Raw genomic sequence first — 13879 nt, forward strand, 5'->3', positions numbered from 1 at the left:
TGACCCTCTTCGGCTACGTCCGGGGCCACGCGGTGGACCTGGAACCGGAGTACGAGGCGGCCCGCTCCAGCGGGGTGAGCGGGGAGGACTGGATGCGGGCCCAGGAGGCCCGCCTGGCGGCCCTGGTGGACGGCGGCGCCTTCCCGGCCTTCGCCGCCGCCCGAGGGGGCTCCGCGCTGTCCCCGGAGTCCCTGTTCCGCTTCGGCCTGGCGGCCTTCCTGGACGGCCTCGCCACCCGCGTGGCGCCCGCCGCGCCCCGCGCAGCGGCAGCCCCGGCCCCGGACACGGCAGAGGCCCGCCACCCCCCGTCGTGGGGGTGCCGGGCCTAGGCCGTCTCTTCCGGATCTGGCCTGACCCGCGCCGCCCGGCACCGCACCTCGCCGCGTTGTCGAGGCACCCGAGGACGTCCAGTAATCGGGAGCCTCTCCGCCTTGCGATGCACGGCACCTGGGGGCACCTCCCAGCGGTAGCTGGGGGAAACGCGGGCTTAACCGGCCAGATCCGAAAGAGACGGCCTCGGGCCTGCCGGGGTCAGAGCACCTCGGCGGCGATGTTCTGCGCGACCCGCTCCAGCAGGGGGCCGGCGTTCGGGATGGACTTCGCCGGGTCCGGCTCCAGGTCCGTCAGCGGGTACGCCTTGCGGATGCCCGCCGCCTCCAGGGCCTCCTGGCCCAGCAGCAGCCGGCCGCAGACCGCCACGACCGGCTTGCCCGCGGCGCGCGCGGCGGCCGCGACACCCGCCGGGGCCTTGCCGTGCAGGGTCTGCTCGTCCAGGGAGCCCTCACCGGTGATGACCAGCGTGGCCCGCTCCAGCGCCGGGGCGAAGCCCAGCACCTCCAGCATCAGCTCGATACCGGGCCGGAACGTCGCGCCGAGCAGCAGCGCCCCGTAGCCGATGCCGCCCGCGCCGCCCGCGCCCGGCAGCACCGCGCACTCGGCCGCCTTCGCGCCGATCGACTTCTCCAGCACCACCGCGAAGTGCGCCAGGGCCGCGTCGAGCGTGGCCACGTCCTCGGGCGAAGCGCCCTTCTGCGGGCCGTACACCGCAGCGCAGCCCTTCGGGCCGGTCAGCGGGTTGTCCACGTCGCTGGCCAGGACGAAGTCCACCTCCGCGAAGCGGGGGTCGATCCCGGACAGGTCCGCCGAGGCCAGGGAGGCCAGCGGGCCGCCGCCCGGGCCGACCGGTTCGCCGTTCGCGTCCAGGAACACCGCGCCCAGCGCGGCCAGCATGCCCGCGCCGCCGTCGGTGGTGGCACTGCCGCCCACACCGAAGACGATCGAGCGCGCGCCCGCGTCCAGCGCGGCCTTCAGCACCTCGCCGGAGCCGTACGTGGTCGCCGTCAGCGGGGCGAAGGTGCCCGTCGGCAGCAGCTGGAGCCCGGAGGCCTCCGCCATCTCGACCACGGCGGTGCCCTCGCGCAGCGCGAAAGCGGCCGTGACCTGGTCGCCGAGGGGGCCGGTGACCCGTACCTCCCGGCGTTCGAAACCGGCCGCCACGGCGGCCGCGACCGTACCGTCGCCGCCGTCCGCGACGGGGAGGGTCTCGATCTCCACGCCCGGTACGGCCTTGCGAAGGCCGGCCGTCACCCGCTCGGCGACCTGAACGGCCGTGAGCGAACCCTTGAATTTGTCCGCGGCGATGAGCACGCGCGCGGCCTCAGTTACTGCTCCGTCCGTCACCTTGCTAATCCCTTGCTATCGAACAGTGCAGTCGCGCCACCATGAGCTTATCCGGAGGATCCTCCTATGCCCACGAGTGGCCTGGGCCACACGCGGCGCGCCATGCGCCTAAATACGGATATACGCCTGCATAGTGTGGCCGCATGAGCGCGGAATCACTGGAACAGTCAGGTCCGGATACCCCCGACGGGGGGACCGGCGGCCCCGGGGACGGCACTCCCGACCGCGCCGTCGTCACCGTGGGAGTGATCGCCGTACTCGCCGTCGTCGCCTGGGCGGCCCTGGGCAAGGGCTCCTTCGACACGGCCTCCAGTACCGCCCTGGCCTGGGTGCTGAACAACTTCGCCTGGCTGTTCGTGATCGCCGCCGACGTCTTCCTCGTCCTGTGCGTGGTCCTCGCGATCAGCCGCTTCGGCCGGATCCGGCTCGGCGCCGACGACTCCGAACCCGAGTTCACGAACCTGGCGTGGATCGCGATGATGTTCAGCGCCGGCATGGGCATCGGCCTGATGTTCTACGGGGTGGGCGAGCCGCTCACCCACTACCTGAACCCGCCCCCCGCCAGCGGCGCCGCTCCCGGCACGGGGGACGCCGCCCGCGCCGCCCTGGACTACTCCTTCTTCCACTGGACGCTCACCCCCTGGGCGATCTACGGCATCGCCGGCCTCGCCCTCGCCTACGCGACCTTCCGCAAGGGCCGCGGCAACCGCCTCAGCTCCGCCTTCGTCCCGCTCATGGGCGAGGAACGGGCGAACGGATGGCCCGGCAAGGCCATCGACCTGCTCGCCGTGTTCGCCACCGTCTTCGGCACCGCGACCAGCCTCGGCCTCGGCGCCCTCCAGGTCTCCAAGGGCCTGAACCTCACCACCGGCATCGAGGACTCCACCGGCGTCGAGCTGGTCATCATCGCCTCGCTCTCGGCCGCCTTCGTCCTGTCGGCCTTCTCCGGCCTGCACAAGGGCGTCAAATGGCTCAGCACCATCAACATCGTGCTCGCCGCCGCCCTGATGCTCTTCGTCTTCGTCCTCGGCCCGACCGTCTACATCCTCGACGTGATCCCGGCCAGCGTCGGCAGCTACCTGCACGAACTGCTGCCCATGGCCTCCCGCACGGGCGCCTTCACCGACAGCGCGTGGCTCGGCGCGTGGACGATCTTCTACTGGGCCTGGTGGCTCTCCTGGGCCCCCTTCGTCGGCACCTTCATCGCCCGCATCTCGCGCGGCCGCACCATCCGCGAGTTCCTCATCGGCGTCCTGCTGGTCCCCAGCGGGGCCACCGTCGTCTGGTTCTGCGTCATGGGCGGCACCGCCATCCGCCTCGACTCCACCGGCGCCGCCGACCTCGCAGCCAAGGCCAAGGAGGGCGCGGAGGCCTCGCTCTTCGCGATGCTCGACGCGCTCCCGCTCGGCGGCCTCACCTCCTGGGTGGCCATGGCCCTGGTCATGACGTACTTCGTCACCAGCGCCGACTCGGCCTCCCTGGTCATGGGCTCGCTCACCAGCCGCGGCTCACTGCACCCGCCCACCTGGCTCGTCGTCACCTGGGGCGTGCTGATGGCCGCCGTGGCCGCCGTACTCCTCGTCGCGGGCGGCCTGAAGTCCCTCCAGACCGCCACCATCCTGGTCGCCCTGCCCTTCGTGATCGTCATGCTGCTGCTGTGCTGGGCGCTGCTGAGGGAACTGCGCGAGGACCCCGGCGCGGGTCCCGCCCGCCACCCGGCCCTCCACGGGCTGCGGGACGCCGTCAAGGCCATGGTCGGCGACGCCATCACCGAGCAGGGCCCGGCCCGCCACCCCCGGCTGCGCCGCGTCGCCGAATCCCGGGGACGGGACCGCGAGGACGGCGGCAACCCGCAGGTGTGATCGTGCGGGCCCAGCCGGTACGGCGGCCCGGGCCGCCGGTTAGGGTGGCCGCGTGACCACCACGGATGACTACGCCACCTACATCGCGAGCCTGCCCCGGGTGCTGGCCGGCGCGGCCGCCCTCTTCCGCGATGCCGAGGGCCGCGTGCTGCTCGTCGAGCCCAACTACCGCGAGGGCTGGGCCCTGCCGGGCGGCACCGTCGAATCGGACCGGGGCGAGTCCCCCCGGACGGCCGCCCGGCGCGAGAGCGCCGAGGAGATCGGCATCGACGTCCCGCTGGGCCGGCTCCTCGCCGTCGACTGGACCCTGGGCCCGGACCGCCCGCCGCTGGTGGCCTACCTCTACGACGGCGGTGTGCTCGACGCCGGACAGCTCGCCTCCGTCACCCTCCAGGAGGAGGAGCTGCTCTCCTGGAAGCTCGTCGAGCCCGGTGAACTCACCGGCCACCTCCCCGGAGCGCTCGGCCTGCGCACCCAGGAGGCGTACCGCGCCCTGGAGTCGGGCGAGGGCACCCTGGAACTGGAGAACGGCCGGCGGCCTGCCTCCGCCTGACCCGCAAGACACCGCCAGACCCCCGTACTTGGACTCCTCCGACCAGGGCAGAATCAACAGATGATCACGATGTACGCCTGGCCGAGCACGGCCGACGGGCCCGACGCCCTCCCCATGGTCCACTTCACCACCGACGAGCAGTCGGGCGGCGAGGTCTCCCCCGAGGGGATGCCGGTCTGGCTGTTCGACACCGCGATACGCGAGGGCGGCTGGGCCCCCTTCGAGGACTTCGAGGGCTGGTCCGCGCCCGCCGAGGGCTGGCAGGCCTTCTACCGCCGCGAGGACGACGTACTCGCCGTCACCGGCCCCGGCGCCTGCGAGGGCTGGTACCAGGGCCGCCTCGGCGCCGACGACGACTGGGTCAAGGCCGCCGCCACCCAGCACAGCGTGGTCCTGCTCGCCGCCCCCGTCCAGCACCCCTCCCTCTACGCCTACGCCGTCGAAGCCGGCGCCGGCTTCGCCCTGCTCGTCCCGCTCGTCGTGATCTGACCTACCCGGCGGCACCGGGCAGCTCGGCCAGGGCCCGGGCCGCCTCCTCCCGCGTACGGGCGTCCAGCGTGGTGTCGCCGGCCAGGGCTTCGAGGCCTCCCCGGTCGCCTTCCCAGCGCACACGGGCCATCGCCCGCGCCGCCCGCACCCGGGTGGGGCCGTCGAAGGAGGGGTCGTACACCACCCTCGCGAGGGCCGCGACCACACCCCCGAGGCGCCGTCTCACCTGCCGGAGCCAGGCGATGTTCTCGTGGTAAGTAGGGCTGCGCGGTTCTCCCTGAGGGCCGAAGAGCGGCGGGTTCTCCGACGAGTCGGGGACGTCCAGGACCGACGGGTTGTCGGCGATGGCGGCAAGGGCATCGATGCCCCGCTCGTCGCCCAGCCTGATCAGCATCTCCGCCGCCAGCACACGCTGGTCACCGGGCGTGCGGCGCCGGCGGGTCGCGGCCACGAGACGTACGGTGGCGGCGGCGGCAGTGTCCGGGTCCACGAACGTGCCGAGCAGCATCTGCCGAGCGACGAACAGATCGCCCTCCGTGCCGCTCATCCGGACCTCACGGTCCAGTGCCCCGCCGACATCGATCCCGAGTTCCCGCGCGTGGTCGAGGAGGAAACCGACAAAGGACTCGGCGTCGGGGTCGAGGTCCCATTCACTCCATCTCAGCAGCCTCAGCAGCCTCAGCAGAATTCTGCGCACGGCGTGCCGGAACCCGCGCCCGCCGAAGAGCCCTTCGAGTACCCGCGCACACGACTGCCGGTCACCCGCCGCGTGGCAGGAAGCCAGGTACTCGAGGACGGTCTGGTGCAGGAAGACGAAGTCACCCGCCTGTTCGACCAGCAGACCGCTGCTCCGCAGGACGTCGTGGAGGACCGCCCGCCAGACCGTCCTCGGCACTGGATCGGGGCACTCGGCGTCCAGCACCGCCACCGCCGGACCGGTGTTCCCCCCGAGGCGTTCCGCGGCCAGCCGTTCGATCAGGGCGGGTACGCGCCGGATCGTCGGTTCCGCGAGCCCGGGCCCGTACACCCCCAGGGCCGCTTCGAGCCGCCCCCGCAGATCGGCGTCGAACTGGCGCTCCCACAGGAGGTCGACGAACCGCCGGTAGACCGCACCGCGAGTGACCGGCAGTCGCTCGCCCGGCTGCGCCTCGAACAGCTGGCAGAGGAGGGCGGCCATCAGGGGGGTGCGGGCCAGGTCGGTCAGGCGGGCCAGTCCGACCGCCGCGACGAACGCGTCCACCCGGTCGGCCGCGCTCCGGCATTCGACCCCTTCGAACCAACGCCTGGCGAAGGTGGGAAGCTCGGAGGCGGCGAAGGGTTGGAGTTCGTGGCGCGGCACGTCCTTCCCCAGTACGTCGAACTCGTGCGCGGGCAGGGGGCGCGTCGCCACGACGAACCGGTACAGCGACGGGTCCTCGCCCACCGTGTGCCGCACCGCGGACAGGACCGTCCTGCGCAGAGCGGGATCGACGATCTCGTCGAGGCCATCCACCAGCAGCAGCCACGGGATCCCGGGGCGGGGGTGGGTGGCGAACAGGTCCGGCCGCAGCTCCGCGCCCAGGCCGAACCTGACCAGATCCCGGTCGCAGTACTCCGCCACGGCCTGCGGCAGCCGGCGCGCACCGGCCAGCGCCGCGGCCGGCAGCAGGACGGGCACCGGCGCGTCCCGGCCGGAGCGGCGGACACCGGCGCCCAGGACCTCGCGCAGCAGGCTGGACTTGCCGCCTCCCGGCCCGGCGACGACGACGCGGCTGCCGCCCGAAAGGACGGCCTCCGGCGACAGTGCGACCTCCGTGCCGGACAGGCCCCGCTGGACCAGGTAGACGTCGGCGAGAGAAGGAACCGCTCCCCGTCCGATCCCCGGATGAGGGTGCTCCAAGGCGGCCCGGCCGGCCGCTCTCAGATAAGCCCGCAGCGCGGGTGAGGCCTCCGGGCGCGACGTCCGCGGTCGGCGCGCCTCCTGCGCGGCGTGCCGCAGCCCGCTCAGCCGCCGGGCCTCCCGCTCCACGGGCGTGCCGGGCCCGGCCCGGCCCAGCAGGTACGCCGTCAGGAACGCGAAGGCGGGCCCGTCGGAGGGGACCGTGATGCCGCGGAACCAATTGTTCAGGCTGCTCGTGTCGAGCTTCACCGCCGGCCGCTGACGCCCGGCCTGACGGATGACCACCGCATGGTCCGGCCGGCCGGCCGCCTCGTACAGCCCGGTCAGCGCCTCGAAGAAGCTTCGCTCCGCTGCCGTCCCGCCGTCCCCTGCCGTCACCCGCCGGCACCTTCCCCCGGTCCGGACCGGAACGGCTCCGGAAAGCATCTGCCCCCGCTCCGACCAGCCTAGACAGATGCCGCAGCGGCCGCAGCGGATTCCCGCAGACCTCCGGACCGCCTGGATCGGCGGCACCAGCCACCCGGTCCCGCCGGTGTGGCGCCCAGAGGAAGGCTCCTGCCGTGAACACCACCGTACTGAACCTGCTGCACGGGGGAGGCGAGGTCGCCAGCATCGGGGCCGCGCTCTACGCCATCGCGGTCACCGCCACCGCGATGGTCTCCGTACTCGCCCGCTCACCGAAGCGGCGCAGCGACGCCCGCGAGACCCTCAAGGTGCTGCTCCGCCGGGGGCCCCGTACCTGAGGTGCCGCGTCCCGCGGGGAGGTGACGTCAGGTCAGTTCCCCGCGCTCTCGAACTCCAGCAGCCGCACCTTGCGCTCGATGCCGCCGCCGTAGCCGGTCATCGAGCCCGAGGCGCCGATCACCCGGTGGCAGGGCACGATGATGCCGACCGGGTTCTTCCCGTTGGCCAGGCCCACCGCGCGCGAGGCGTTCGGCTTGCCGAGTTCCGCCGCGAGCCGCCCGTACGACCACGTCTGTCCGTACGGGATCCGGACCAGCTGCTCCCAGACGCTGCGCTGGAAGGCGGTGCCCTCCAGCCGGACCGGGACGGTGAACTCGGTGAGCTCGCCGGCGAAGTACGCGGCCAGCTGCCGCCGCACCTCGGGGAAGGGCTCCTCGCCGTCCGCGACCCGTTCGCCGAAGGACTCCTCGGCCGGCCGGTGCCGCTGGCCGGTCATGTACAGGCCGCTGAGGACGCCGTCGGTGGCGACGAGGGTGAGCGGGCCGTAGGGGCTGTCGACGACGGTGTGCTGCTTGCTGCTCACGGCTGTGCTCCTTGTTCGGGCAGGTGGTTGATCGGGTGGTCGTCGGTGGCCCACAGGTACTGGACGGCGTACGCGCGCCAGGGCCGCCAGCCGCCCGCGCGGGCGGTCAGTGCGGCGGGCGTGGACGGCAGCCCCAGCCCCTGGGCCGCCCGGCGGACGCCCAGGTCGGACGGGAGGAAGGCGTCGGGGTCGCCCAGCGCCCGCATGGCGATGATCTCGGTGGTCCACGGCCCGAAGCCCGGCAGCGCGGCCAGCCGGGCGCGGGCCGCCTCCCAGTCGCTGTCGATGCCGAGCGGCAGCGAACCGTCGGCCAGGGCCGTGACCAGGGTGGTGAGCGTGCTGCGGCGGCTGCGCGGCATCGACAGCTGCTCGGGGTCGAGGTCGGCCAGCGCCTGCGGGGAGGGGAAGAGGTGGGTCAGCCCGCCCTGGGGATCCTCGACGGGCTCCCCGTACGCGGCCACGAGCCGGGCCGCGTGCGTCCGGGCGGCCGCGGTGGACACCTGCTGCCCGAGGACGGCTCGTACGGCGAACTCCGCCGCGTCGACCGTACGGGGAACCCGGCGCCCGGGAGCCTTGTCCACGAGCGGGGCCAGCAGCGGGTCGGTGCGCAGCTGGCCGTCGACGGCCTCGGGGTCGGCGTCCAGGTCGAGCATCCACCGGCAGCGGCTGATGGCGATGGTCAGGTCCCGCAGGTCGGTCAGGGCGAGCCGGCAGCCGATGTGGTCGGGGCCGGGGGTGAGGGCCACGATCCCGGAGCCGTACGGGAGCCGCAGCGTGCGGCGGTAGGCCCCGTCACGCCATTCCTCGACCCCGGGGACGGCGGTCGCGGCGAGGTGCCCGAAGAGGTTGCTCGGGTTGAGCGGGGCCCGGTAGGGCAGGCGCAGGCTGATCGTCCCGGGGATCCGGGGTTCGCGCCGCCCGGCCCGCGCCGCGCGCGAGCGCATCTCGCCCGGGGTGAGGGCGAAGACCTCGCGCACCGTCTCGTTGAAGGTCCGGATGGAGGAGAAGCCGGCCGCGAAGGCGACGTCGCCCATGGGGAGCTCGGAGGTCTCGATGAGCAGCCGGGCGGTCTGGGCCCGCTGGGCCCGGGCCAGTGCGAGCGGACCGGCCCCCAGCTCGGCGCCGAGCTGCCGCTCCACCTGGCGGGTGGAGTACCCCAGCCGCGTGGCGAGCCCCGGCACCCCTTCGCGGTCCACGACCCCGTCCTGGATCAGCCGCATGGCGCGGGCGACGGCATCGGCCCGTGCGTTCCACTCGGGGGAGCCGGGGCTCGTATCCGGCCGGCACCGCTTGCAGGCCCGGTACCCGGCCTGCTGGCAGGCGGCGGCACTGGGCAGGAAGCTCATGTTCTCGACCTTGGGCGGCACGGCCGGGCAGCTGGGCCGGCAGTAGATGCCGGTCGTCCGGACCGCGGTGAAGAACCACCCGTCGAACCGGGCGTCCTTCGACTGCACGGCCCTGACGCAGCGGTCGGTGTCGGTGTACATGGCTCCAGGATCCCGGTCAGGATCACGCCGGGCTGGCGGTTTTCCGACATCAAGCGTAGCGGGGCCGGGGGCCGGGCCGCGGGCCCGCCGTACCGGGGCACGGTGCGGCCCCCGGCCGGGGCATGGCAGTATTTCGGCCACCCGCCCTGTCCATGGCCTGAAACAGCCCGATATCGACGCCGGAAACGACCCGGAAGGACCCCGTGTGAGACCCGAGGCCATCGTCTGGACCGCCATCTGGCTCCTGTTCCTCGGAGCCTCCCTGGTACTGCTGCGCCGGCACTGGCGCGGGGCCGGCCTCGCAAGCCGGCCGGACCTGGACTGGGTGTCCTGGTCCCTGCCCTGGGGGGTGTCCGCCGGACCCGCCCTGCGGCAGGGCATCAACCGGGCCGTGCCCGTCATCCTCGGCGGCGTCTGGGTCCTCGCCCTCGGCCTGGGTGCGCGCGGGGCGCTGCCGATGCTCGGGGTCGAGCTGTCCGCCGCGGCGGGCATCGGGATTCCGGCCACCGCGTTGGGGCTCATGGCGTTCGGGCAGGTGGTGCTCGTACCGGCCGTCGTCCTGTTCAACCGGCCCCGGCTGCTGGTGGCACCGGGCCTCCGCGGGGAACCGGGGCTGCTGGCCCGATGGCGTTCCGACCGGCGGATGCGCGCCGGGGAGACCGCACCGGCGGGTGTCCGGTCGGCCGACCGCATGCCCGGTGGCACGGTCGCCGCCATGCTGCTGGGACTGGCCGCCTTCGCGACGCTGGGCAGCCTGTACGCGGCCGACTGGTGGCGCGCCGCCGCCCTGCACTGGCCGGGCGGCGGTCACGCCTTCGCCGCCTGTCTCGGTCTCGCGGTGCCCGTGCTGGCCGTCGGGGCGTTCTTCGCCGCCGCCCGGGCCGCCAGCGCGTCCGGGCTCCGCGCCGTCCCGCACTGGCTGCTGACCGGCGCGGTGGCGGCCCCGCTCGCTGTCGCTCTGATGCTGGCCATCCACACGATGCCCGGACGGCGGGAGGGGACCCGGGGCTGCGGCGACCGCTGCTGGGTCCGGTACTCCTACCCGCACGCCGTGACATGGCAGGTCACCGGCTTCGCCCTGGGCCTCGTACTCACCGGCCTGCTCGTCTTCGCCCTCCTCCGCCTGACCCCCCGCCGCCCCACCCCCACCCAGGCCTGACAGCCCGGCCCGGCGGCGCGTCGGAAAGGCGAAGGCCCCGGGTGCCTGGGGCACCCGGGGCCTTCGTCGTGTACAGCCGAGCGGCAGCGTTACGGCAGCTGCGCCGCGCGCGCCTCGCGCCGGTTGTGGCGGAACGTGTTCGCGCGACGGGTCGTCGCGAACAGCGGGATGGTCGCCGCGAGAGCGATCTGCAGCGCGCAGCCCGTCTGGAGCAGCAGCTGGCCGCCCGGGGCGTCGAAGGCCCAGGCCGCCAGCAGGCCCATCGCACCGACGATCCAGCTCAGCATCGCCGCCGCGAGGACACCCCGCGGCTTGGGGTACTCGACCCGGCTCACCATCAGCCAGGCCACCCCGATGATCGCCAGCAGGGTCGGGACGAACGGCAGCTCCAGCAGCACGATGGAGACGACCGTCAGCGCCCCGAAGGGGCTCGGCATGCCCTGGAACATGCCGTCCTTCATCGTCACGCAGCTGAATCTCGCGAGGCGCAGGACCACGGCCAGCAGCACCACGATGGCCGCCAGCGCCGACATCTTCTGGTGCGCGTCGTCGGCGACCATGCCGTAGACCAGCACGAAGTACGCCGGCGCCAGCCCGAAGCTGATCAGGTCGGACAGGTTGTCCAGCTCGGCGCCCATCGGCGAGCTGCGCAGCTTGCGGGCCACGATGCCGTCGAAGAGGTCGAAGACCGCCGCGAGCAGCATCAGTATCACCGCGGTCGCCGCGCTGTGCCGGGCCATGCCCGACTCGCCGCTGCCGGTGAGGTGCGGGATGAGGATTCCGGTGGTGGTGAAGTACACCGCCATGAATCCGCAGGTCGCGTTGCCGAGGGTGAGGGTGTCCGCTATCGACAGCCGCAGCGAGAGCGGCATGTCGTCCTCGGCGGACTCCTCCTCGGCGGACTCGGGAACCCAGCCGGTGGCAGGAGTCTCGGGGTCAGTCACGGTCAATTCGGGTCACCCCCGCGGTGGTGGCCTGACCGACCTCGACCGCGACCTCGACGCCCTCCGGGAGGTAGATGTCGACGCGCGAGCCGAAGCGGATCAGACCGATGCGTTCGCCCTGCTCCACCTTGGTGCCGGCCGGCAGGTACGGGACGATGCGACGCGCGACGGCGCCGGCGATCTGCACCATCTCGATGTCGCCGAGCTCGGTGTCGAAGTGCCAGACAACGCGCTCGTTGTTCTCGCTCTCCTTGTTGAACGCCGGGACGAACCCGCCGGGGATGTGCTCCACGGACGTCACCGTGCCCGCGAGGGGCGCGCGGTTGACGTGGACGTTCAGCGGGCTCATGAAGATCGCGACGCGGGTACGCCCGTCCTTCCACGGCATGATGCTCTGCACCACACCGTCGGCGGGCGAGATGACACGGCCCTGGGCGATCTCACGCTCGGGGTCGCGGAAGAACCACAGCATGCCCGCCGCGAGAGCGGTGGCGGGCACGGCCGCCGCGGCCCAGCGTCCGGACTTGCGGGCCCGGGTGAGGCTGAGCGCCGCGGTGGCGACGGTCGGCAGAAGCCACGGCGATGCTCCGCGCGCGAGGCGTACGCCGGTAAGGCTGTCGCGGTGTGCAGAGGTTTGGCTGTGGGGCATGGATGACCTTCGTAGCGGGTGATTGCCGCGCCGCAAACGGGGGGACGGGACGGCGGCTTTACTGGAATGCTATCGGTTGCGCGCAACAACTGGGCAAGCCAGAAGCCGAGTCGATGGCCGTCAGCCAGTGACTGCCAGTGACCCTTCCGCGGTGGATCATCGGATGATCCACCGCAAAAGGGACATTCAGCCCTGGAGTCGGTACTCCTCGAGCAGGCGTCGCCCGATGATCATTTTCTGGATCTCGGCGGTTCCTTCACCGATCAGCAGCATCGGCGCCTCGCGGTAGAGGCGCTCGATCTCGTACTCCTTCGAGAAGCCGTAGCCGCCGTGGATGCGGAAGGCATCCTCGACGACCTCCTTGCAGTATTCGGACGCGAGGTACTTCGCCATCCCGGCTTCCAGGTCGTTTCGTTCCCCAGAGTCCTTTTTGCGTGCCGCGTTCACCATCATCGCATGGGCGGCTTCGACCTTGGTAGCCATCTCGGCCAGCTTGAACTGGATGGCCTGGTGCTCGGCGATCGCCTTGCCGAAAGTGTGACGTTGCTGGGCATACGAGACACCCAGCTCGAACGCACGCTGTGCGACACCGCAGCCACGTGCCGCCACGTTGACGCGGCCGACCTCGACGCCGTCCATCATTTGGTAAAATCCTCGGCCCGTCTGGCCTCCGAGGACCCGATCGGCCGGAATGCGCAGTCCGTCCATGATGAGCTCGGTCGTGTCGACGCCCTTGTAGCCCATCTTGTCGATCTTGCCCGGGATGGTCAGGCCCGGACGGACCTCACCGAAGCCCGGCTCCTTCTCGACGAGGAAGGTGGTCATCGACTTGTGGGGCGCCGTGCCCTCGGGGTGTCCTTCGTCACTCCGGACCAGAACGGCCACCAGGGTCGAGGAGCCGCCGTTCGTCAGCCACATCTTCTGGCCGTTCAGGACGTACTCGTCCCCGTCCTTCACCGCCTTGGACGTGATGGCCGACACGTCGGAGCCCAGGCCCGGCTCGGACATCGAGAACGCGCCGCGCACCTCGCCCAGGGCCATCCGCGGAAGGAAGTAGTCCTTCTGCTCCTGCGTGCCGTGCTGCTTGAGCATGTACGCCACGATGAAGTGGGTGTTGATGATGCCCGAAACGGACATCCAGCCGCGCGCTATCTCCTCGACGCACAGCGCGTAGGTGAGCAGCGACTCACCCAGACCGCCGTACTCCTCGGGAATCATCAGGCCGAAGAGCCCGAGCTCCTTGAGGCCGTCGACGATCTGCTGCGGGTACTCGTCGCGGTGCTCCAGCTCGGTCGCGACCGGGATGATCTCCTTGTCGACGAACTCCCGGACGGTCTTGAGGATCTCCCGCTGGACGTCCGTGAGCCCGGCGGTCTGGGCGAGTCGTGCCATGGCTACTTCCCCTGTTCCTTCAGCTGAGGCCGGCCGGGCTGCTCGCCGCCGCGCGCCTTGATGTACGTCTCGGTCGGGACCATCACCTTGCGCCGGAAGACGCAGACGAGGGTGCCGTCCTGCTTGTAGCCCTTGGTCTCCACGTAGACGATCCCGCGGTCGTCCTTGGACTTCGACGGGGTCTTGTCCAGGACCGTGGTCTCGCCGTAGAGCGTGTCGCCGTGGAAGGTCGGCGCCACGTGCCGCAGGGACTCGATCTCCAGGTTGGCGATGGCCTTCCCGGAGACGTCCGGCACGGACATGCCGAGCAGCAGCGAGTAGATGTAGTTGCCCACGACCACGTTCTTGCCGAAGTCGGTCGTGTTCTCCGCGTAGTTGCTGTCCATGTGGAGCGGGTGGTGGTTCATGGTCAGCAGACAGAAGAGGTGGTCGTCGTACTCCGTGACCGTCTTTCCGGGCCAGTGCTTGTAGACCGCCCCGACCTCGAACTCTTCGTAAGTGCGTCCGAACTGCATGCT

General features: G+C 72.1%; 14 protein-coding genes. 6 read left to right on the forward strand and 8 right to left on the reverse strand.

All coding sequences use genetic code 11. The features are described from left to right. Positions 1-329 (forward strand): TetR/AcrR family transcriptional regulator C-terminal domain-containing protein (locus OOK34_RS33095; RefSeq protein WP_267037862.1); only part of this gene is annotated, 329 nt, incomplete at its 5' end. Positions 330-531: 202 nt separating this feature from the next. Here OOK34_RS33095 and OOK34_RS33100 read toward each other — a convergent pair. Further along, positions 532-1680: a glycerate kinase gene (locus OOK34_RS33100; RefSeq protein WP_267037863.1), complete on the reverse strand. Its 1149-nt coding sequence runs from the start codon at positions 1678-1680 to the stop codon at positions 532-534. A 143-nt stretch (positions 1681-1823) separates the two neighbouring features. Between OOK34_RS33100 and OOK34_RS33105 the strand changes: the two genes are divergently transcribed. Genes OOK34_RS33105 through OOK34_RS33115 form a run of 3 tightly spaced genes read left to right on the forward strand, consistent with a single transcriptional unit; the run spans position 1824 to position 4584 of the window. Next, positions 1824-3542 carry a BCCT family transporter gene (locus OOK34_RS33105; RefSeq protein ID WP_267037864.1) on the forward strand — a complete coding sequence of 573 codons (1719 nt, stop codon included), beginning with the start codon at positions 1824-1826 and terminating at the stop codon, positions 3540-3542. Between the two features lie 52 nt (positions 3543-3594). Next, complete coding sequence (locus OOK34_RS33110; protein ID WP_267037865.1) at positions 3595-4095, forward strand: NUDIX hydrolase; 501 nt, start codon at positions 3595-3597, stop codon at positions 4093-4095. A 60-nt stretch (positions 4096-4155) separates the two neighbouring features. Further along, entirely contained in the window at positions 4156-4584 is a 429-nt protein-coding gene (locus OOK34_RS33115) for a hypothetical protein (protein ID WP_267037866.1), read from the forward strand. A 1-nt stretch (position 4585) separates the two neighbouring features. Here the strand turns inward: OOK34_RS33115 and OOK34_RS33120 are convergent, their stop codons facing one another. Further along, positions 4586-6841 carry an NACHT domain-containing NTPase gene (locus tag OOK34_RS33120; RefSeq protein WP_267037867.1) on the reverse strand — a complete coding sequence of 752 codons (2256 nt, stop codon included), beginning with the start codon at positions 6839-6841 and terminating at the stop codon, positions 4586-4588. Between the two features lie 182 nt (positions 6842-7023). Here OOK34_RS33120 and OOK34_RS33125 point away from each other — a divergent pair, with 182 nt between their 5' ends. Further along, complete coding sequence (locus OOK34_RS33125) at positions 7024-7206, forward strand: hypothetical protein (protein WP_267037868.1); 183 nt, start codon at positions 7024-7026, stop codon at positions 7204-7206. 32 nt (positions 7207-7238) lie between these two features. On the opposite strand, the gene OOK34_RS33130 is transcribed toward OOK34_RS33125, so the two are convergent. Both OOK34_RS33130 and OOK34_RS33135 read right to left on the reverse strand, forming a co-directional pair. Beyond that, positions 7239-7730: a methylated-DNA--[protein]-cysteine S-methyltransferase gene (locus OOK34_RS33130; protein ID WP_267037869.1), complete on the reverse strand. Its 492-nt coding sequence runs from the start codon at positions 7728-7730 to the stop codon at positions 7239-7241. Next, on the reverse strand, positions 7727-9217 hold the full coding sequence (locus OOK34_RS33135; RefSeq protein ID WP_267037870.1) for an AlkA N-terminal domain-containing protein: 1491 nt from the start codon (positions 9215-9217) through the stop codon (positions 7727-7729). The genes OOK34_RS33130 and OOK34_RS33135 overlap by 4 nt, the downstream gene beginning before the upstream one ends. Before the next feature lie 205 nt (positions 9218-9422). Here OOK34_RS33135 and OOK34_RS33140 point away from each other — a divergent pair, with 205 nt between their 5' ends. After that, positions 9423-10376, forward strand: coding sequence for a hypothetical protein (locus OOK34_RS33140; protein ID WP_267037871.1), 954 nt, complete (start codon positions 9423-9425; stop codon positions 10374-10376). 89 nt (positions 10377-10465) lie between these two features. On the opposite strand, the gene pssA is transcribed toward OOK34_RS33140, so the two are convergent. From pssA to OOK34_RS33160, 4 genes are all read right to left on the reverse strand, one after another. Then, a complete protein-coding gene (gene pssA, locus OOK34_RS33145) occupies positions 10466-11326 on the reverse strand; it encodes a CDP-diacylglycerol--serine O-phosphatidyltransferase (protein WP_185911220.1) in 861 nt (286 codons plus the stop codon). Continuing rightward, entirely contained in the window at positions 11313-11969 is a 657-nt protein-coding gene (locus OOK34_RS33150) for a phosphatidylserine decarboxylase (protein ID WP_125603019.1), read from the reverse strand. The genes pssA and OOK34_RS33150 overlap by 14 nt, the downstream gene beginning before the upstream one ends. A gap of 186 nt (positions 11970-12155) precedes the next feature. Further along, positions 12156-13361, reverse strand: coding sequence for an acyl-CoA dehydrogenase family protein (locus OOK34_RS33155; RefSeq protein ID WP_267037872.1), 1206 nt, complete (start codon positions 13359-13361; stop codon positions 12156-12158). Positions 13362-13363: 2 nt separating this feature from the next. Beyond that, positions 13364-13876 carry a MaoC family dehydratase gene (locus OOK34_RS33160; protein ID WP_267037873.1) on the reverse strand — a complete coding sequence of 171 codons (513 nt, stop codon included), beginning with the start codon at positions 13874-13876 and terminating at the stop codon, positions 13364-13366. Positions 13877-13879 lie beyond the last annotated feature (3 nt).

This window comes from Streptomyces sp. NBC_00091 (assembly GCF_026343185.1).
Classification (GTDB): Bacteria; Actinomycetota; Actinomycetes; order Streptomycetales; family Streptomycetaceae; genus Streptomyces.

Bases quoted from the DNA above. Each gene is read 5' to 3' on its own strand.
- OOK34_RS33105 (WP_267037864.1), top strand. From the start codon at position 1,824: ATGAGCGCGGAATCACTGGAACAGTCAGGTCCGGATACCCCCGACGGG.
- OOK34_RS33115 (WP_267037866.1), top strand. From the start codon at position 4,156: ATGATCACGATGTACGCCTGGCCGAGCACGGCCGACGGGCCCGACGCC.
- OOK34_RS33135 (WP_267037870.1), bottom strand. From the start codon at position 9,217: ATGTACACCGACACCGACCGCTGCGTCAGGGCCGTGCAGTCGAAGGAC.
- OOK34_RS33150 (WP_125603019.1), bottom strand. From the start codon at position 11,969: ATGCCCCACAGCCAAACCTCTGCACACCGCGACAGCCTTACCGGCGTA.
- OOK34_RS33155 (WP_267037872.1), bottom strand. From the start codon at position 13,361: ATGGCACGACTCGCCCAGACCGCCGGGCTCACGGACGTCCAGCGGGAG.
- OOK34_RS33160 (WP_267037873.1), bottom strand. From the start codon at position 13,876: ATGCAGTTCGGACGCACTTACGAAGAGTTCGAGGTCGGGGCGGTCTAC.